This window comes from Solitalea canadensis DSM 3403, assembly GCF_000242635.2.
Lineage (GTDB): Bacteria > Bacteroidota > Bacteroidia > Sphingobacteriales > Sphingobacteriaceae > Solitalea > Solitalea canadensis.
In genome coordinates, this window is record NC_017770.1 from 884,974 (window position 1) to 907,940 (window position 22,967).

The 22,967-nt window shown below is 44.3% G+C and carries 1 protein-coding gene; it reads left to right on the forward strand.

Features of this window, described 5'->3' with window-relative positions; translation table 11 throughout:
* Positions 1 to 285: 285 nt before the first annotated feature.
* Positions 286 to 22,962: an Ig-like domain-containing protein gene (locus tag SOLCA_RS03600; protein ID WP_014679089.1), complete on the forward strand. Its 22,677-nt coding sequence runs from the start codon at positions 286 to 288 to the stop codon at positions 22,960 to 22,962.
* Positions 22,963 to 22,967: the final 5 nt, after the last annotated feature.

Sequence of the window (22,967 nt, forward strand, 5' to 3'; positions counted from 1 at the left end):
TTAGTTATGATTATGAATATTAGGAAATTATTATTTTGTACAATTATGCCTTTCATTTATAATTCCACAACTGAAACTTTTGATTTCTTAACCTCGTATAAAACTATTGAGAAAGTGTCGAATTTATCTCTCTAATTGTTTTTCTAAATTTTGTCGACTCTTTGCAAAAAATGATTATTGTGGAAATTAATCCACTATTAGTCAGTTAATTATCAATTAAACTAAACAAACATATTATCCGCGCAAGCGGATTAACCAAATCTTTACTGACCTAACTGACACTGCATGGAACAAAACTTCTACGCAAAAACATTACGGTTTTTGAAACGTGCCGAAAATCCGGGACGCTTTTTATTAATCGCCTTGTTAACATTAGCCGGCATTTTTGGCACAACCCAAAAGGTTGAAGCTCAAATTTGTAGCGGTTCTCTGGGTCCTCCGGTAGTTACTATCGACTTTGGAACCAGTGCGCCAAATGCAAATTATGGACCGCCATTATCAACTATTTATCCGGCAGTACTTACCAATTATACCTATTGGTATCCGAGTATAATTCCTGCACCAAGTAATTATCCCGGAGACTTACACGATGGTAAGTATGGTATTTTACCACGCTTAAATACTACTATTTCTCACTCCGATGGGTCATGGCATACGTATCCGAATGACCATACCTATGCGCTAACCGGACAGGCTAATGGTAATATGTATGTCGTTAACGCGGCGTTGGAAAAGGGTATTTTCTATCAGCAGGAAATCGATCAGTTATGTCCCGGAACTACATATGAGTTCTCGGCTTGGTTCAGTAACATTTTAAAAAATGCTTCTTGTAACGGTAGTGGTATCAAACCTAATATCAAATTCCAGATTGAAGATAAAAATGGAAATATACTAGGTTCGTATACATCGGGAGATATTCCTTCAACCAAAAGTAATCCTACCTGGACACAACGAGGATTTTTATTTACAGTTCCTTCGGGAGCTAACACGATTGTTCTGAAAATGATCTCAAATACTAATGGAGGTTGTGGAAACGACCTTGCCATTGATGATATCACGTTCAGAGCTTGTGGTCCAACAATTGGAATGCAACCTTCTACGGATAAAGTAATCTGTGAAGGAGATACTTTTGCATTTTGGGCAGATTTAGGCTCAGGTTATGCAAATCCATATTATGTGTGGGAAAAAAGTGTAGATGGAGGTAACACTTGGTTCGACTATACATCACCAAGCACAGATAATAAATTAACATTTACTAACGCTACTGCTACTAATACCGGTAAATACCGCGTTAGAGTAGGTGGTGGTCTTACTGCAGTTTCAAATCCTAAATGTTATGTTATTTCGGGACCGGTAGATTTGACGGTGAACCCAACTCCAACAGTTAACCTGACTTCGGTTGGTCCATTCTGTATTGGTGATCAAATAACACTAACAGCATCTCCATCTAATTCAGTTGGGTATGAATGGTTCAAAGTTGGAAGTGCAACTCCTGTAAAAGCAAAATCATCATCTAATACATATACCTTCACTGCTACTTCAACAAGTCAGAGTGGAGATTATTACGTAGTTGCTTATAATCAAAAGCAATCGTCGAATAACCCTAATAATTTTGCAGAATGTTCGAGGAATTCTAGTTCCGTAAAAGTTACCATTAACCCTCCTCCAACACCTGTGATTACTGGGCCTACCAGTATTTGTCAGGGTGATGTAGGTACCTTAACAATAGCAGGAGTACCGGGTGCTACTGCTTGGCAATGGTATGAGTGGGATGGACAGAATAGAAGAACCTTAGATGTAACCGGTAAAGGACCAACTTTACAGGTAAGCGGAGGACAACAAAGCGAGTACTCTGTTCTTGTGACTGATGCAAATGGCTGTAAGGCCGAATCCCCTAAGTTTAAAGTTGTAGGTGGTCAGCCTATTAAAGGAACTTTCGGTTACGAAGGAGGGATTCCGCTTTGTGAAGGTTCGCTAAGTTCAATCATGACTTTCGTAATTACAGGTAACGGAGTACAGCCTGGATATTATGCATGGTATAAAGACGGTGTTATCTATAAAGATGGTCAATGGCCTCCCAATACTAATAAAATCTCAACAGTAATCACTGAACCGGGAAGATACCGTTTATGGGTAGAAAACTTTAACGGTTGTACCGGTTTTGCAGAAGGTTTCCTTGATGTAATAGTTTATCCTATTCCGGAGCCTGAGATTGTTCAATCTGGTCCTGGTGAGTTTTGTGGATATGCAGGAGCGGGTGTTACACTAACTGTACCTGGTTCATTCTCTTCGTATCAATGGTATAAAGATGGAGTACTGATAGTCGGAGCGACTGGTTCTACTTATTTTGCTACGACAAGTGGAAAATATACTGTTTTCGTAAAGTCTAACAACGGTTGTACCGGAGGTTCTGCAGAAAGTACAGTTATTGTTAACCCTGTGCCTGTAGTTTCTATTGCACCGGCAGCCGGTCAGTCTCCTACATTCTGTTCAGGAGGTAGTGTTGACCTTGTTGCTACACCAGCTGGAGCAGTTAACTATAAATGGTACAGAAACGGAACCGAATTAGTATATGATGGTCCGTTAAATACTATACACGTAACTCAGGCTGGAAATTATACTGTAGTAGTTACTTCAGATAAAACTTGTGAAGGAACCTCAACTCCTTTTGCAGTTACTGAATATGATATTCCAAATCCTGTAGTTACGCCGAACACATCAAGTGTTTGTGCTGGTACTCCAATTACATTAACAGTAGCACCAACAGTATCAAATGCTGTATATACCTGGTATAAACAAGGTAGTTCAACTGCATTGGGTACAGGAGCAAGCTATACTGTTAACGAAAGTGTATCGGGTACGTATAATTACTATGTAGTTGCAACTTATTCGGGAGGTTGTTCTGAACAATCAAACAGTGCTACTATTACAGTAAATGCATTACCTATTGTGAATATTGGCGGCAGCGGAAGCTATACTGCTTGTGCTCCAGCCTCAGTAACAATTGGATTAACTAGCGGTCAGGCTGGTGTTACTTATACCTGGACCAAAGATGGAGCTCCATACCCTGCAGGTAATGGATTATACTCTATTTCTGTTAATCAAAGTGGTAGCTATGTATTAAATGCTGATAATGGTTCTTGTACGGCAAGTTCGTTAACTCAGGTTGTAACAATTTATAACGTTGCTAAGCCAGTAATAACCCCTCCAGCTCCAGTTTGTGATCCTCAAACTGTAACATTAAGTATTACTCCTGTTTCAGGATTAACCTATAAATGGTACAAAGTAGGAACTCCTGGTACCGTTCTGTCTACAAGTTCAACTCTTACATTAAGTGGAGTAAGTGCAAGTGGTCTGTATACGGTAGAGGCGACAGATGGACGTTGTCCTCAAATTGCAGATCCAGTAACTGTTACGATTAACCCACTACCAGATGTAACCATTAACCCAGGACCATTTGTGTTCTGTGAGGGCGGTTCACAAGTATTGTCAGTTCCTTCACAAGCAGGCGCTACTTATCAGTGGAAACGTAACGGGGCAAACATTGGAGGTGCTACTTCAAATACTTACACTGCAACCACAACGGGTAACTATACAGTAGAAGTATCATTTGGAACAGGCTGTAGTGCAACTTCAGCAGCAGCAGTCGTAACTGTAAATCCTAATCCGATTGCAGCAATCACTCCGGCAGGACCGATCACCGTTTGTCAGGGAACTCCAGTAAACTTGTCAACTCCGGCTCAGGCAGGAGCAAGTTATGCATGGACCAGAAACGGTGCAGCTATCGGCACCAACAGCAATACTTTAGCGGTAACCCAAACCGGTAACTACCAGGTAACAGTAACCTTTACTGCAACCGGATGTTTCACCGTATCGAATACTGTAAACGTAACGATCAATGCCCTTCCGGACGTAACCTTAAACGCTCCGGGTCCATATACTTTCTGTGAAGGTGGTTCACAGGTAATTTCAATTCCGGCGCAAGCAGGAGCAACTTACCAGTGGTACAATGGAGCAACTGCGATTGCAGGCGCAACCTCAAACAGCTACACTGCTACAACTTCAGGTCAATACAAAGTAGAAGTACAATACCCAGCTAGCACTTGTGCGGCAACTTCAGCAGTAGTAAATGTAACTGTTAATCCTAACCCGGTAGTAACCGTAACTCCGGCAGGACCATTAGCAGGTTGTACCGGTGATAACTTTGTGTTAACTGCAACTTCATCACAAGCAGGTGTAAGCTATCAGTGGTTAAACGGTGGTGCTCCAATAGCAGGTGCTACCACGAACACTTATACTGCAACTGCAGCAGGTAATTACTCAGTACGCGTAACCAATACCACTACCGGATGTGTTGGAACATCGAATGTAGTATCGATTACAATCAATCCACTTCCGGATGTAACCATCAACCCAGGACCATTTGTGTTCTGTGAGGGCGGTTCACAAGTATTGTCAGTTCCAGCACAAGCAGGCGCTACTTACCAGTGGAAACGTAACGGTGGAGATATCCCAACGGCTACTTCAAATACCTATACAGCAACCACAACTGGTAACTACACGGTAGAGGTATCATTTGGAACAGGCTGTAAAGCAACTTCAGCAGCAGCGGTAGTAACTGTAAATCCGAATCCGATTGCAGCGATCACTCCGGCAGGACCGATCACCGTTTGTCAGGGAACTCCTGTAAACTTGTCAACTCCGGCTCAGGCAGGAGCAAGTTATGCATGGACCAGAAACGGTGCAGCTATCGGCACCAACAGCAATACTTTAGCGGTAACACAAAGCGGCAACTACCAGGTAACAGTAACCTTTACTGCAACCGGATGTTTCACCGTATCGAATACTGTAAACGTAACGATCAATGCCCTTCCGGACGTAACCTTAAACGGTCCGGGTCCATATACTTTCTGTGAAGGTGGTTCACAGGTAATTTCAATTCCGGCGCAAGCAGGAGCAACTTACCAATGGTACAATGGAGCAACTGCGATTGCAGGCGCAACCTCAAACAGCTACACTGCTACAACTTCAGGTCAATACAAAGTAGAAGTACAGTACCCAGCTAGCACTTGTGCGGCAACTTCAGCAGTAGTTAATGTAACAGTTAATCCTAACCCGGTAGCTAATGTAACCCCAGCAGGACCATTAGCAGGTTGTACTGGCGATAACTTTGTATTAACTGTAACTTCACAAGCAGGTGTAAACTATCAGTGGTACAATGGAGCTACCGCAATTCCTGGAGCTACCTCAAATACCTATACAGCAACAGCAACAGGAAACTATTCAGTGCGTGCAGTTTATGCAGCAACCGGATGTTTCACTGTTTCAAATGTTGTGGCTATAACGGTAAATCCACTTCCAAACGTAACCATTAACCCAGGACCATTTGTGTTCTGTGAGGGCGGTTCACAAGTATTGTCAGTTCCTTCACAAGCAGGCGCTACTTATCAGTGGAAACGTAACGGGGCAAACATTGGAGGTGCTACTTCAAATACTTACACTGCAACCACAACGGGTAACTATACAGTAGAAGTATCATTTGGAACAGGCTGTAGTGCAACTTCAGCAGCAGCAGTCGTAACTGTAAATCCTAATCCGATTGCAGCAATCACTCCGGCAGGACCGATCACCGTTTGTCAGGGAACTCCAGTAAACTTGTCAACTCCGGCTCAGGCAGGAGCAAGTTATGCATGGACCAGAAACGGTGCAGCTATCGGCACCAACAGCAATACTTTAGCGGTAACCCAAACCGGTAACTACCAGGTAAAAGTAACCTTTACTGCAACCGGATGTTTCACCGTATCGAATACTGTAAACGTAACGATCAATGCCCTTCCGGACGTAACCTTAAACGCTCCGGGTCCATATACTTTCTGTGAAGGTGGTTCACAGGTAATTTCAATTCCGGCGCAAGCAGGAGCAACTTACCAGTGGTACAATGGAGCAACTGCGATTGCAGGCGCAACCTCAAACAGCTACACTGCTACAACTTCAGGTCAATACAAAGTAGAAGTACAGTACCCAGCTAGCACTTGTGCGGCAACTTCAGCAGTAGTAAATGTAACTGTTAATCCTAACCCGGTAGTAACCGTAACTCCGGCAGGACCATTAGCAGGTTGTACCGGTGATAACTTTGTGTTAACTGCAACTTCATCACAAGCAGGTGTAAGCTATCAGTGGTTAAACGGTGGTGCTCCAATAGCAGGTGCTACCACGAACACTTATACTGCAACTGCAGCAGGTAATTACTCAGTACGCGTAACCAATACCACTACCGGATGTGTTGGAACATCGAATGTAGTATCGATTACAATCAATCCACTTCCGGATGTAACCATCAACCCAGGACCATTTGTGTTCTGTGAGGGCGGTTCACAAGTATTGTCAGTTCCAGCACAAACAGGCGCTACTTACCAGTGGAAACGTAACGGTGGAGATATCCCAACGGCTACTTCAAATACCTATACAGCAACCACAACTGGTAACTACACGGTAGAAGTATCATTTGGAACAGGCTGTAAAGCAACTTCAGCAGCAGCGGTCGTAACTGTAAATCCGAATCCGATTGCAGCGATCACTCCGGCAGGACCGATCACCGTTTGTCAGGGAACTCCTGTAAACTTGTCAACTCCGGCTCAGGCAGGAGCAAGTTATGCATGGACTCGCAACGGAACAGCTATCGGAACCAACAGCAATACTTTAGCAGTAACCCAAACCGGTAACTACCAGGTAACAGTAACCTTTACTGCAACCGGATGTTTCACCGTATCGAATACTGTAACCGTAACCGTAAACAATAATCCGGATGTAACCTTAAACGGTCCGGGTCCATATACTTTCTGTGAAGGTGGTTCACAGGTAATTTCAGTTCCTGATCAGTCGGCTTTAGGTGTAACCTATCAATGGTACAACGGAGCGACAGCGATTGCAGGAGCAACTTCACATAGCTATACAGCAACTACAACAGGTCAGTATAAAGTTGTAGCACAATATCCATCAACAAGCTGTACTGTTACTTCAGGTGTGGTTAATGTAACAGTTAATCCTAACCCGGTAGCAACAGTAGCTCCTGCTGGTCCATTAGCAGGTTGTACCGGTGATACATTTGTATTAACAGCAACCTCATCACAAGCAGGTGTAAGTTATCAGTGGTTAAATGGCGGCGCTCCAATAGCAGGTGCAACCTCGAACACGTATACTGCAACTGCAGCAGGTAATTACTCGGTACGCATAACCAATACTACAACAGGTTGTTTAACTACCTCTAATGTAGTATCGATTACGATTAACCCACTTCCAAACGTGGTGATTGCTACAGGACCGTTTGTGTTCTGTGAAGGCGGCTCACAAGTATTGTCAGTTGCTTCACAAGCCGGGGCTACTTATCAGTGGAAACGTAATGGAGTAAACATTGCAGGTGAAACCAATAACACTTATACAGCGACCACAACTGGTAACTACACGGTAGAAGTATCATTTGGAACAGGCTGTAAAGCAACTTCAGCAGCAGCGGTAGTAACTGTAAATCCGAATCCGATTGCAGCGATCACTCCGGCAGGACCGATCACCGTTTGTCAGGGAACTCCAGTAAACTTGTCAACTCCGGCTCAGGCAGGAGCAAGTTATGCATGGACTCGCAACGGAACAGCTATCGGAACCAACAGCAATATTTTAGCAGTAACACAAAGCGGCAACTACCAGGTAACAGTAACCTTTACTGCAACCGGATGTTTCACCGTATCGAATACTGTAACCGTAACCGTAAACAATAATCCGGATGTAACCTTAAACGGTCCGGGTCCATATACATTCTGTGATGGCGGTTCACAAGTAATTTCAGTTCCTGATCAGTCGGCTTTAGGTGTAACCTATCAATGGTACAACGGAGCGACAGCGATTGCAGGAGCAACTTCACATAGCTATACAGCAACTACAACAGGTCAGTATAAAGTTGTAGCACAATACCCATCAACAAGCTGTACTGTTACTTCAGGTGTGGTTAACGTAACGGTTAATCCTAACCCGGTAGCAACAGTAGCTCCTGCTGGTCCATTAGCAGGTTGTACCGGTGATACATTTGTATTAACAGCAACCTCATCACAAGCAGGTGTAAGTTATCAGTGGTTAAATGGTGGAGCTCCAATTGCAGGTGCAACCTCGAACACGTATACTGCAACTGCAGCAGGTAATTACTCAGTACGCGTAACCAATACTACAACAGGTTGTTTAACTACCTCTAACGTAGTATCGATTACGATTAACCCACTTCCAAACGTGGTGATTGCTACAGGACCGTTTGTGTTCTGTGAAGGCGGCTCACAAGTATTGTCAGTTGCTTCACAAGCCGGGGCTACTTATCAGTGGAAACGTAATGGAGTAAACATTGCAGGTGAAACCAATAACACTTATACAGCAACCACAACCGGTAACTATACTGTTGAAGTAACGTTAGGTACAGGTTGTAAATTAACTTCTGCAGCAGCAGTTGTAACTGTAAACCCTAATCCATTGGCTAATATTACGCCAAATGGGCCTACTACTTTCTGTGCTGGTGAATCTGTAACACTTACGGCTCCATTACAGTCAGGGGTAACTTATCAATGGTATAACGGCGCTACTGCAGTAGGTATTAACAGCAATACGTTATTGGTTACTACAAGTGGTTCTTACACAGTAAGAGTAACTAATAACGCTACTACTTGTTTCGCTGTTTCTGCAGCACAAGTTGTAACCGTTAATCCAAAACCTGATGCTTCAATTACACCTGGTCCAATCAGCTTCTGTAATCCTGGGTCTGCGCCATTAACTGTTGCATCTCAACCAGGAGCTACATACCAGTGGTTCAGAGATGGAATTTTAATTCCTGGAGCAACAACTAATTCGTATTCAGCTACTCAATCAGGAGTTTATACTGTTACTGTAAGCTTTGCTACAGGTTGTAGTACAACTACAGTTAACGGTACAGTTGTTAATGTATTTGACTTCGCTACTCCGGTAGTTGATGCAGTTGGATCGTTAGATTTCTGTACTGGTGGTTCAGTAACTTTAAGAGTAAGTCCTACTGTATCAGGTGTTACTTACAGATGGTATATGCAGCCATCAGCAACATCAATTGCTACAGGACCTAACTACACAACCAATGTACCAGGTAATTATTATGTAATTGCTACAGATGTAAATGGTTGTACAAAAACTTCAAACATTGTAACGGTAAATCAGAATGCATTACCTGATGTTACCTTAACAAACCCAGGCCCACATGCATTCTGTAAAGGATCAAGTGCAACATTCAGCGTTCCATTAACTGCTGGTTATACTTATCAGTGGTACAGAAATAATGGTATAGTACCTGGTGCAACTTCAAATGCTTACACTGCAGTTGCTGCAGGTAAATATAAAGTAGTAGTTAAGAGCGATAAAGGATGTATCAATACTTCAGCAGAAGTTGATGTAACTGTATTTGATATTCCTGACTTCAATATCTCTACTACAACCACTACTTTCTGTGGTAATGAAACTGCCACATTAACCATCAATCCATTTACAACTACTCCTGGAGTAAGTTATCAGTGGAGATTAAACGGTGGTGTAATTGCGGGCGCAAATAACCAGACTTATGTAACCAATGTTGGTGGTGTTTATGATGTAATTGCAAGCTATCCAACAGGATGTACAGAAACATCTAGAAATCAGATTACATTAAACGTTCTACCTCCGCCAGATGTAACGCCAACAACAACCAGCGTTGGATTCTGTGATGGTGGTAATGCAAATATTGGTGTTCCAGCGGCAGCCGGTAACTCTTATGTATGGACGAAAAATGGTGCTCCATTTGGTTGTAACTGTGCATCAGTAAATGTTACAGAGTCAGGTCAGTACCAAGTAACTGTTACAGCTGCAAATGGTTGTAAAGCTACTTCTGTAATTATTAACGTTACTGAGTGGAAAGTTAATAAGCCAAACATTGCTGCTGATGGTCCATTAGCATTCTGTGATGGAGAAGATGTAGTCCTTTCTGTTTCTAATGTTGAGGCAGGTATAACTTACGAGTGGTTCCGTGGAGCTACTTCTGTAGGCGTAGGTACATCATATACAGCAACAGTAGGTGGTTCATACACTGTAGTTGCAACTGATTCACACTCATGTACTGCAACATCAGATCCTGTTAACGTAACCGTTTGGCCGTTATCAACAGGAAATATTGGCCCTGTAGGTCCATTCACCATTTGTCAGAACGATCCGGGACCTGTATTAACAGTAACCAGTTCACAAGTTGGCGATACTTATCAATGGTTATTAAACGGAACTCCAATACCTGGAGCTACCGGTAATACATATACTGCAAATAAAGACGGTGACTACACAGTATTGATTACAAGTACTCGTGGTTGTTCAAATCTTACTGCAAATACAGTTCACGTAACTGTAAATCCATTACCAATTCCATTTATTGTGGATGCAGGGAGGAGTATTCTTGACTTCTGTAACCCAGGTAATAGTGTAATTAACTTAAGAGCTGATAAAGCTTATGCGGATGTTAAATGGTATAAAAACGGAATTCTTGATGGAACCGGAATGACCTATACTATTCCTGCAGGGACTATCGGTACTAACAAATACCATATTGTTGTTACAGACGCTAATGGTTGTGTTGGTCAGTCAGCTCCAATTGATATTAACACGTTCTTCCCAACATTAATTGTTGACGCTGGTAAAACTGGTTGTGCTGGTACAGGCGTGAAAATGTCTGTAGTTTCTGCAGCAGTAATCCTTGAATGGCAGTTCTTTAATACGGCTACTTCAACCTGGGATATTGTTGGCACTGGGCCAAACTTTACAGCATTAGTTAGCGGTACATACAGAGTTAGAGCAAAAGATAATTCAGTTCCAACTCCTTGTGAGGCGTTTTCTGATCAGGTTGATATTACAATTGAGAATATTCAGCCAATTATCGCTCCTCCTGCAGTAACCGTAATCTGCGGATCAGCAGGTAATTCAATTGCGCTTACTGAAACTGTTTACGATAATACGTATTTGTTCCAGTGGTATAAAGATGGTGCAATAATCTCAGGAGCAACATTCCAAACTTATAATGCTACTGCAACTGGTAGCTATACAGTAAAAGTAACCAGCAAATTTGGTTGTGAGGGTACATCAGTAACTCCGGTGAGTATCACTGTTAATCCACTTCCGGTGGCTAATTTTGATCTTCCTGTAAGTACATGTGCTCCAACAAATGCACAGGTTACATTTGTAAATACAAGTACTGGTACTCCGGCATTATCTTATGTGTGGACAACCTCATTCGGTGCGCCGATTACAACCACAGATGCTGTAATTGACTTTACCGGAAGAGCAGCTGGTACTTATGATATTACGTTAACAGTAACAGATGGTAATACTTGTGTTGCTACTGTAACTAAACCATTTATTTATAAAGGCAATGTTCCTGTAGCTGCATTTACAGTTCCTGCTACTGAGTGTCAGGATAATACTGTAACGTTTAGCGCAGCAGGTTCATCAGTTACGGCTCCTGCAACAAGTATGAGTTATAAGTGGGAAATTCTGGATGCTGCAAATAATCCTGTAGCTATTTCAGTTAGCCCGGTTGTTAATCCAACTGTTCAGTTCCCTGCAACACCTGGTGTTTCTACAACTTATACTGTTCGTTTAACAGTAACAACAGACTTAGGTTGTTCAGATACCGAAGATCATACCATTACTATTCACCCTAAACCGGTTGTTGATTTGGTGTTCCCAAGAACAACTGTATGTATTAATGACCCTGCATTCAACTTATCAGGTGGTGTAGAAACTACCGGTTTAGCTACCGGGTCAGGAGTATATTCAGGTCCTTGTGTGAGTTTGGTAGGGGGTAACTATCAATTTAATCCTGTAATTGCGGGAGTAGGTGATCATGTTATTACCTATACCTACACAACTCCTGAAGGATGTGATGATAGTAAAACAGCAATTATCAGAGTTGAACCAACACCGGCTCCTGTAATCACTTCTGTTCCGGTTGCAGATGCAGCAGGAAACGTTGAAGTATGTAAAGGCGAAGAAGTGGTACTTACAGCTTCGGGTGCCGATACTTACGAGTGGTTCGATGCATCTGGTTCATTAGGTATTACTGATGCAACACTTACAGTAACCGACGATGGTTCATACTATGTGGTAGGTAGATCAGCAGCAGGCTGTGAAACCCCATCGAATACAATTAATGTTATCACTAATCCATTGCCTGTAGCCTTGTTTACACTGCCTGGGGATTGTGTGACTAATACAGGTGCTGTATTTAATGGAAGTGGAAGTAATATTCCTGCTCCGGGTGTAGGTACAATTACCGGTTATGTTTGGGATTTTGGTGATGGAACGATTACTCCTTCAAGTGCAAGCCCAATCAGCCCGGCTCATAATTATGCTGCACAAGGACTTTATCAGGTTAAGTTAACCGTAACTACTGATAAAGGCTGTACAGATGATATTACTATTCCATATCAATTTAATGGAAATCAGCCAAGCGCAAGCTTTACTGTTGCCTCAACTCCAAGCTGTGGAAATGTACCTGTTGTATTTACAAGTACAACTACAGTAGGAGTAGGTAATGTTCAGACTTACGAATGGAGATTCTATAATAAAGCAACAGGTTTACCAGTTGCAATCAATGCAGGAAATTACGCTACAGTAAATGTAACCTTCCCTGCAGCAGCGGTTCCTGTAACCTATGAGGCAGAATTAAAAGTAATTACTGAGTATGGTTGTGAATCTGTATCTCCAAGAACAGATGTTCTGATCAACCCAACACCGGTAGCAACCTTAAGTCTGTCGACCAACGAGATCTGTGTGGATGGCGGCTTAGTAACGATTACTTCAGCAATCACCAACGGCGTATCAGTAGTAGCACCAAGCTATACTACCAATGCACCGGCAGCAGCGATCTTAGGTAACCAGTTTGATCCGGCGGTAGCAGGCGTAGGTACCTGGACGATCACTTACACGCCACAGGCAGATGCAGCCAACGGAAGCTGTGTGGGCGCAGTGGTAACACAAACCATTATTGTGAACCCGATCCCAACTCCAGCGATCACGGTAGCACCATCGAATGATGTATGTGAGGGAACAGTAGTAACCTTAACCGCAACAGGAGGAGCAACTTACCAATGGTACAAAAATGGTATTGCATTAACAGGTGAGATCAGCGACAAATTAACACTTAGCACAGTAGCTGAGTCTGGTACCTATACAGTAATGGTGATCACCGCTAAAGGTTGTGATCAACTGTCAGCACCAGAGGTAATTACGATCTATCCAAACCCGGTAGCATCGTTCACCATGCCACAGGGCTGTTCAGTAGCAGGTGATGTATTCACCAGCACGTCAACAGTAGCAGCGCCACATACGCTGACTTATGCATGGGATTTAGGCGAAGGCTTTACGTCGACGTTACAAAACCCAGCGGTACCGGCTTACACAACAGCAGGACCGAAAACCATTACCTTAACGGTAACTTCATCGGGTAACGGATGTACGGCAACGTATAGCGATACCTACCAATATAACGGCACCGTACCAGTGGCAGCGTTCACGGTAGTAAGTCCGGTATGTCAGGGCACAGCGGTACAATTGGATGCAAGTGCTTCAACAACAGGTGTAAGCCCGATAGTAGAATACATCTGGAGCTTCTCGCAAGGCGGAACAGTAATCAATACGGTAGCGGCAGGCAACAGTGTTAACCCAAGTGTAACGTTCCCAGAGGCATCAACTCCTCAGACGTACGATGTGACCTTACAGGTTAAGACCCAAGGCGGTTGTGTGAGTGCAGCAGTAACCCACCAGGTGACTGTTAACCCAACGCCGGTAGCAACCTTAAGCCTGTCGACCAACGAGATCTGTGTGGACGGCGGAATGGTAACGATTACCTCGGCGATTACTAATGGCGTATCAGTAGTAGCACCAAGCTACACCACCAATGCACCGGCAGCAGCGATCGTAGGTAACCAGTTTGATCCGGCAGTAGCAGGGGTAGGTACCTGGACGATCACTTACACGCCACAGGCAGATGTAGCCAACGGAAGCTGTGTGGGCGCAGTGGTAACACAAACCATTATTGTGAACCCGATCCCAACTCCAGCGATCACGGTAGCACCATCGAATGATGTATGTGAGGGAACAGTAGTAACCTTAACCGCAACCGGTGGAACTACTTACCAATGGCGTAAAAACGGCGTAGACCTGGCAGGAGCAACAGGCTCAACCTTAACGATGAGCACAGTAGCGGAATCAGGCAGCTATACCGTGGTGGCAATGACCGCCAAAGGGTGTGACGAAGAGTCAGCACCAGAGGTAATTACGATCTATCCAAACCCGGTAGCATCGTTCACCATGCCACAGGGCTGTTCAGTAGCAGGTGATGTATTCACCAGCACGTCAACAGTAGCAGCGCCACATACGCTGACTTATGCATGGGATTTAGGCGAAGGCTTTACGTCGACGTTACAAAACCCAGCGGTACCGGCTTACACAACAGCAGGACCGAAAACCATTACCTTAACGGTAACTTCATCGGGTAACGGATGTACGGCAACGTATAGCGATACCTACCAATATAACGGCACCGTACCAGTGGCAGCGTTCACGGTAGTAAGTCCGGTATGTCAGGGCACAGCGGTACAATTGGATGCAAGCACATCGACAACAGGTGTAAGCCCGATAGTAGAATACATCTGGAGCTTCTCGCAAGGCGGAACAGTAATCAATACCGTAGCGGCAGGCAACAGTGTTAACCCAAGTGTAACGTTCCCAGAGGCATCAACTCCTCAGACGTACGATGTGACCTTACAGGTTAAGACCCAAGGCGGTTGTGTGAGTGCAGCAGTAACCCACCAGGTGACTGTTAACCCAACACCGGTAGCAATCTTAAGCCTGTCGACCAACGAGATCTGTGTGGACGGCGGAATGGTAACGATTACCTCGGCGATTACTAATGGCGTATCAGTAGTAGCACCAAGCTACACCACCAATGCACCGGCAGCAGCGATCGTGGGTAACCAGTTTGATCCGGCAGTAGCAGGGGTAGGTACCTGGACGATCACTTACACGCCACAGGCAGATGTAGCCAACGGAAGCTGTGTGGGCGCAGTGGTAACACAAACCATTATTGTGAACCCGATCCCAACTCCAGCGATCACGGTAGCACCATCGAATGATGTATGTGAGGGAACAGTAGTAACCTTAACCGCAACCGGTGGAACTACTTACCAATGGCGTAAAAACGGCGTAGACCTGGCAGGAGCAACAGGCTCAACCTTAACGATGAGCACAGTAGCGGAATCAGGCAGCTATACCGTGGTGGCAATGACCGCCAAAGGGTGTGACGAAGAGTCAGCACCAGAGGTAATTACGATCTATCCAAACCCGGTAGCATCGTTCACCATGCCACAGGGCTGTTCAGTAGCAGGTGATGTATTCACCAGCACGTCAACAGTAGCAGCGCCACATACGCTGACTTATGCATGGGATTTAGGCGAAGGCTTTACGTCGACGTTACAAAACCCAGCGGTACCGGCTTACACAACAGCAGGACCGAAAACCATTACCTTAACGGTAACTTCATCGGGTAACGGATGTACGGCAACGTATAGCGATACCTACCAATATAACGGCACCGTACCAGTGGCAGCGTTCACGGTAGTAAGTCCGGTATGTCAGGGCACAGCGGTACAATTGGATGCAAGTGCTTCAACAACAGGTGTAAGCCCGATAGTAGAATACATCTGGAGCTTCTCGCAAGGCGGAACAGTAATCAATACGGTAGCGGCAGGCAACAGTGTTAACCCAAGTGTAACGTTCCCAGAGGCATCAACTCCTCAGACGTACGATGTGACCTTACAGGTTAAGACCCAAGGCGGTTGTGTGAGTGCAGCAGTAACCCACCAGGTGACTGTTAACCCAACACCGGTAGCAATCTTAAGCCTGTCGACCAACGAGATCTGTGTGGACGGCGGAATGGTAACGATTACCTCGGCGATTACTAATGGCGTATCAGTAGTAGCACCAAGCTACACCACCAATGCACCGGCAGCAGCGATCGTAGGTAACCAGTTTGATCCGGCAGTAGCAGGGGTAGGTACCTGGACGATCACTTACACGCCACAGGCAGATGTAGCCAACGGAAGCTGTGTGGGCGCAGTGGTAACACAAACCATTATTGTGAACCCGATCCCAACTCCAGCGATCACGGTAGCACCATCGAATGATGTATGTGAGGGAACAGTAGTAACCTTAACCGCAACCGGTGGAACTACTTACCAATGGCGTAAAAACGGCGTAGACCTGGCAGGAGCAACAGGCTCAACCTTAACGATGAGCACAGTAGCGGAATCAGGCAGCTATACCGTGGTGGCAATGACCGCCAAAGGGTGTGACGAAGAGTCAGCACCAGAGGTAATTACGATCTATCCAAACCCGGTAGCATCGTTCACCATGCCACAGGGCTGTTCAGTAGCAGGTGATGTATTCACCAGCACGTCAACAGTAGCAGCGCCACATACGCTGACTTATGCATGGGATTTAGGCGAAGGCTTTACGTCGACGTTACAAAACCCAGCGGTACCGGCTTACACAACAGCAGGACCGAAAACCATTACCTTAACGGTAACTTCATCGGGTAACGGATGTACGGCAACGTATAGCGATACCTACCAATATAACGGCACCGTACCAGTGGCAGCGTTCACGGTAGTAAGTCCGGTATGTCAGGGCACAGCGGTACAATTGGATGCAAGCACATCGACAACAGGTGTAAGCCCGATAGTAGAATACATCTGGAGCTTCTCGCAAGGCGGAACAGTAATCAATACGGTAGCGGCAGGCAACAGTGTTAACCCAAGTGTAACGTTCCCAGAGGCATCAACTCCTCAGACGTACGATGTGACCTTACAGGTTAAGACCCAAGGCGGTTGTGTGAGTGCAGCAGTAACCCACCAGGTGACTGTTAACCCAACACCGGTAGCAACCTTAAGCCTGTCGACCAACGAGATCTGTGTGGACGGCGGAATGGTAACGATTACCTCGGCGATTACTAATGGCGTATCAGTAGTAGCACCAAGCTACACCACCAATGCACCGGCAGCAGCGATCGTAGGTAACCAGTTTGATCCGGCAGTAGCAGGGGTAGGTACCTGGACGATCACTTACACGCCACAGGCAGATGTAGCCAACGGAAGCTGTGTGGGCGCAGTGGTAACACAAACCATTATTGTGAACCCGATCCCAACTCCAGCGATCACGGTAGCACCATCGAATGATGTATGTGAGGGAACAGTAGTAACCTTAACCGCAACCGGTGGAACTACTTACCAATGGCGTAAAAACGGCGTAGACCTGGCAGGAGCAACAGGCTCAACCTTAACGATGAGCACAGTAGCGGAATCAGGCAGCTATACCGTGGTGGCAATGACCGCCAAAGGGTGTGACGAAGAGTCAGCACCAGAGGTAATTACGATCTATCCAAACCCGGTAGCATCGTTCACCATGCCACAGGGCTGTTCAGTAGCAGGTGATGTATTCACCAGCACGTCAACAGTAGCAGCGCCACATACGCTGACTTATGCATGGGATTTAGGCGAAGGCTTTACGTCGACGTTACAAAACCCAGCGGTACCGGCTTACACAACAGCAGGACCGAAAACCATTACCTTAACGGTAACTTCATCGGGTAACGGATGTACGGCAACGTATAGCGATACCTACCAATATAACGGCACCGTACCAGTGGCAGCGTTCACGGTAGTAAGTCCGGTATGTCAGGGCACAGCGGTACAATTGGATGCAAGCACATCGACAACAGGTGTAAGCCCGATAGTAGAATACATCTGGAGCTTCTCGCAAGGCGGAACAGTAATCAATACGGTAGCGGCAGGCAACAGTGTTAACCCAAGTGTAACGTTCCCAGAGGCATCAACTCCTCAGACGTACGATGTGACCTTACAGGTTAAGACCCAAGGCGGTTGTGTGAGTGCAGCAGTAACCCACCAGGTGACTGTTAACCCAACACCGGTAGCAACCTTAAGTCTGTCGACCAACGAGATCTGTGTGGACGGCGGAATGGTAACGATTACCTCGGCGATTACTAATGGCGTATCAGTAGTAGCACCAAGCTACACCACCAATGCACCGGCAGCAGCGATCGTAGGTAACCAGTTTGATCCGGCAGTAGCAGGGGTAGGTACCTGGACGATCACTTACACGCCACAGGCAGATGTAGCCAACGGAAGCTGTGTGGGCGCAGTGGTAACACAAACCATTATTGTGAACCCGATCCCAACTCCAGCGATCACGGTAGCACCATCGAATGATGTATGTGAGGGAACAGTAGTAACCTTAACCGCAACCGGTGGAACTACTTACCAATGGCGTAAAAACGGCGTAGACCTGGCAGGAGCAACAGGCTCAACCTTAACGATGAGCACAGTAGCGGAATCAGGCAGCTATACCGTGGTGGCAATGACCGCCAAAGGGTGTGACGAAGAGTCAGCACCAGAGGTAATTACGATCTATCCAAACCCGGTAGCATCGTTCACCATGCCACAGGGCTGTTCAGTAGCAGGTGATGTATTCACCAGCACGTCAACAGTAGCAGCGCCACATACGCTGACTTATGCATGGGATTTAGGCGAAGGCTTTACGTCGACGTTACAAAACCCAGCGGTACCGGCTTACACAACAGCAGGACCGAAAACCATTACCTTAACGGTAACTTCATCGGGTAACGGATGTACGGCAACGTATAGCGATACCTACCAATATAACGGCACCGTACCAGTGGCAGCGTTCACGGTAGTAAGTCCGGTATGTCAGGGCACAGCGGTACAATTGGATGCAAGTGCTTCAACAGCTGGAATAGGTACGATTAATGATTATCGCTTCGAGGTGTTCGATGCTGGTGTAGTGATAAGAACAGTTAACGGAACGAATCCGGTTCAGCAAATTACGTTACCAGTTGTGTCAACAAGTAAGACATATCAGGTACAGTTAACAGTGACAACTGTTGGAGGTTGTGCAAATGCTTCAGCGTTACAAAATGTAACCGTTAACCCAATGCCGGAGGCAACTGTTGATGTGAAAGAACCTAATGTTTGTGCTGCGGCAGGTAAAACTGTTGATTTAACAAACTGGGTGGAAGTTTCAAATGGTGTTGCTTCGACAATTACATACAGCGGAACAGGTGTGGCAGGAAACACATTTGATCCAAATGCAGCTGGTGTGTCAATTGGTGTTAACACGATCAGTTATACAGTTACAGCTACAGACGGCGGATGTACTTTAACAGGCACATTTGATATCAATGTTCGTCCGTTGCCTGTAGTAACACTTGCAAGCAATGCAACTGCAACTTGTGAGGATGGATCGGTTACATTAACTGCTTCAGTAGCCGCAGGAACTACAATAACCAGCTACAACTGGTACAGAGACGGAGTAATTATTCAAGGTGAAAACTCAACTACATTATTAACTAATGTTGGAGGAAATTACACTGTAGAAGCTATTTCAAACTATGGCTGTACTTCAATCGCTTCAACTGCGGTTAATATTCAAATTAATCCAGTTCCGGTTGCGAAGTTCGATGCACCAAGTACATGTGCTTCTGCAGCAGGAACAGTATTCGATGCTTCAGCAAGTACAATTACAAGCCCAGGAACTATCGCAAGATATATCTGGAACTTCGGAGATGGTACACCTGTAGTAACAGTAACCACTCCAACAGTAACACATGCGTACAGTACTGTAGGTCAATTTAATGTTAGCTTAACGGTTGAAAGTGGACAAACACCAAGCTGTTCTGCTTCAACAACTCAACAGTATACTTTTGTAGGCTCGAGTCCGGTAGTTGATTTCAATATTGTTAACAATGCAATTTGTGATCAGGATTCAATTCACTTACAAAGTACTGCAACTGTTGTGGTAGGAAGCATCAAAACGTATGATTGGCAGTTCTTTGAAAATGGTAAACGTATCGGAACTATTACTAAGAATCTTCCTGATGTATATGCTACATTCCCTAAGGATTCTGTCGACAGAAACTATGAGGTGAAGTTAGTGGTAACAACTGTAGGAGGATGTGTTGATAGCTCTGCATTGAAACCATTTACAATTAAAGCGTTGCCAAAACTGGTTTTAGATATTGTGGATAGAGATGTTTGTTTACAGCCAGGTGTGGTTACCATTAACGTAACACCAGCAACAGGCGGTGTATTAACAGGAACTGGTATCATAGCAGGTACTAACCAGTTTGATCCAATGGTTGCAGGATTAGGTAAACATGCAATTACGTTTGCTTATACAAATCCGGTTTCAGGATGTTCAAGAACAATTACTGATACCATCGCAGTTTGGGCATTACCTACACCAATTATTACTGCCAGTGGCAATGATATTTGTAAAGGAGACACTGTGACGCTTAGTACGCAGCCTGCATCAAGTTATAAATGGTATCAGGATGGTACTATAATAGCAGGTGCTACAGAATCTACGTTAAAAGTATTCAATGCTGGAACGCATAACTATACTGTAGAAGTAGAAAACGAGTTTGGTTGTTCAGGTACTGCTTCAACTCCGGTTACCATCAATATCTGGTCTAAACCAATTGTTGACTTTGATTTGCCAGACAGCTGTTTAACAGACACAACTGTATTTGTAAATAAATCAACAAGTCCAGATGGCAGCCCAATGAACTACTTCTGGTCATTTGAAGATGATCTGGATAAAACTTCAGATGTGTACTCAACTGATAAAGACGGTAAGCACTTCTATATGTCTACAGGACCTAAGAAAGTTAAATTGATCGTGACAACTGACAATGGTTGTGTAGACAGCTTAACTAAAGTGTTTAACGTTAAAGGTGATGTTCCTGTAGTTAATTGGTACTTAAAAGGTCGTGCTTCTGTTTGTGCGGGTGATAGCGTGACATTAAGAGATACATCAAAAGCTCGTTTAGGATATGCATATGATTACAAATGGAGATTCTTTGACGGACCAATGGAAATTGATCTTAAACAAGAAGCTCGCAATGAGATCACTGTATTTGTTCCTGAGATCTATGCAGGTAAAACACTAAGTGCAGAATTAACGGTAACACCAATTTATGGTTGTCCGGCATCATATACAGGAACGTTTGTAGTTTACAAAAAACCAACTGTATCGTTTAAATTACCGGTAGATACTATGTGTGTGAATGATGCACCACTGCCTCTTAATACTGGAACACCAGTTGGCGGAGTATATACAATCAACACAGGAAAAGGTATCTATAAAGATGTATTCTATCCGGATACAGCAGGTGCAGGTGAACACATAATTACTTACACATTCACTGATCCGGTAACTAAATGTTACACAGCAATAAGTGACACTATTAATGTATTTGATAATCCATTAGCAGAGGTTGAATTAACAACTCAGGATTCGGTTTGTACAGGTGATATTGTTAAACTTACAGCTAAAGGTATAGGTAAAACTTACCAATGGTTCAGAAACAATGTGTTGATCGCTGGAGCAACAGCTTCAACTTATGACGCAAATTCATCAGGTTACTACCAGGTTCGTATCATTAATGATGCGGGTTGTGAAGATAAATCTGACTCTGTACAAGTAAGAATTTGGGATCGTCCGGTTGCATTATTTGACATGCCTTCAAGCTGTATGGAAGATGCAATTCAATTTAACAATACAAGTTCAATTGCAGACGGAACTACGTTAACTTACTTGTGGAACTTTGGAGATGGTGCAGGTTCAACTTCAACTCAAATGAACCCAAGCTATACCTTCAAAACACCGGGATGGAAACACATTACATTAACCGTAACGTCAATCCATGGTTGTGACTCAACGTTTGCTCGTGATGTAATGATTAGCGGAATGCCGACAGCTGATTTTGTGATCAATGCACCTCAACCTTATTGTGTGAAAGATGCATTAGTATTTGAAGATAAGTCGACAGTGAAAATTGGTAAGATTACCAGCTGGCAATGGAAAGTGTTTGATGCAACAGGTACTCGTGTGGCAATCAGCACTCCAACGAACACTTCGACGATTACATTTAATCCTCCGGTAGCTACAGTTGATGTAAACTACACTGTTCGATTAATTGTGAAATCAGGAAATACTTGTATTGATTCATTAGATAAAGTGTTCACTGTAAAACCAAGTCCGGATGCTAATCTGGCACCACTAGATCCGGTATGTTTTGATGTACCTTCAGTAACATTAAACGGAGGAACTCCGCCAAGCGGAACTGGAATTGGATCAGGTGAGTATAGCGGAATAGGTGTTAAGAACGGAGCGTTCTACCCTCAAAAAGCTGGACCAGGTTTACATACCATAACCTACACCTTTACAGCGGCTAACTTCTGTAAAGACACTGCTCAACAGCAGATCAGAGTTTACCAATCACCGGTTATCGATTGTATGGACTTTGAAGTGAAAAAAGGTCAGAGCGTTAAACTGGATATTAAGTTATTATCAAATGAAAGTGATAGCTATACCTATAGATGGGAACCAGCTGCAGGATTAGATGATCCTAACAGCTTAACTCCAACGGTAATAGCAGCTGATGCAGATAAAACTTACAGATTAATTGTTACAAACAAAGAAGGCTGTATCAGTACATGTAATGTCCATGTTAATGTATTGCCAGACCTTAACATTCCGGATGTAATTACACCGAATGGTGATGGTAAAAATGATAAGTGGGAAATTCCTGGAATTGAGAAATACCCAGATGTAGAAGTATATGTATTTAACCGTTATGGTGATAAGATCTTCTCATCGAAAGGATATGTTGAACAATGGGATGGTACAAGAGACGGTAAACCTGTTCCGGCAGCAACTTACTACTATGTGATCAAACCGAATAAAGATCAACTAAAACCTCGTGCAGGAGCAATAACGATTATTTATTAATTATC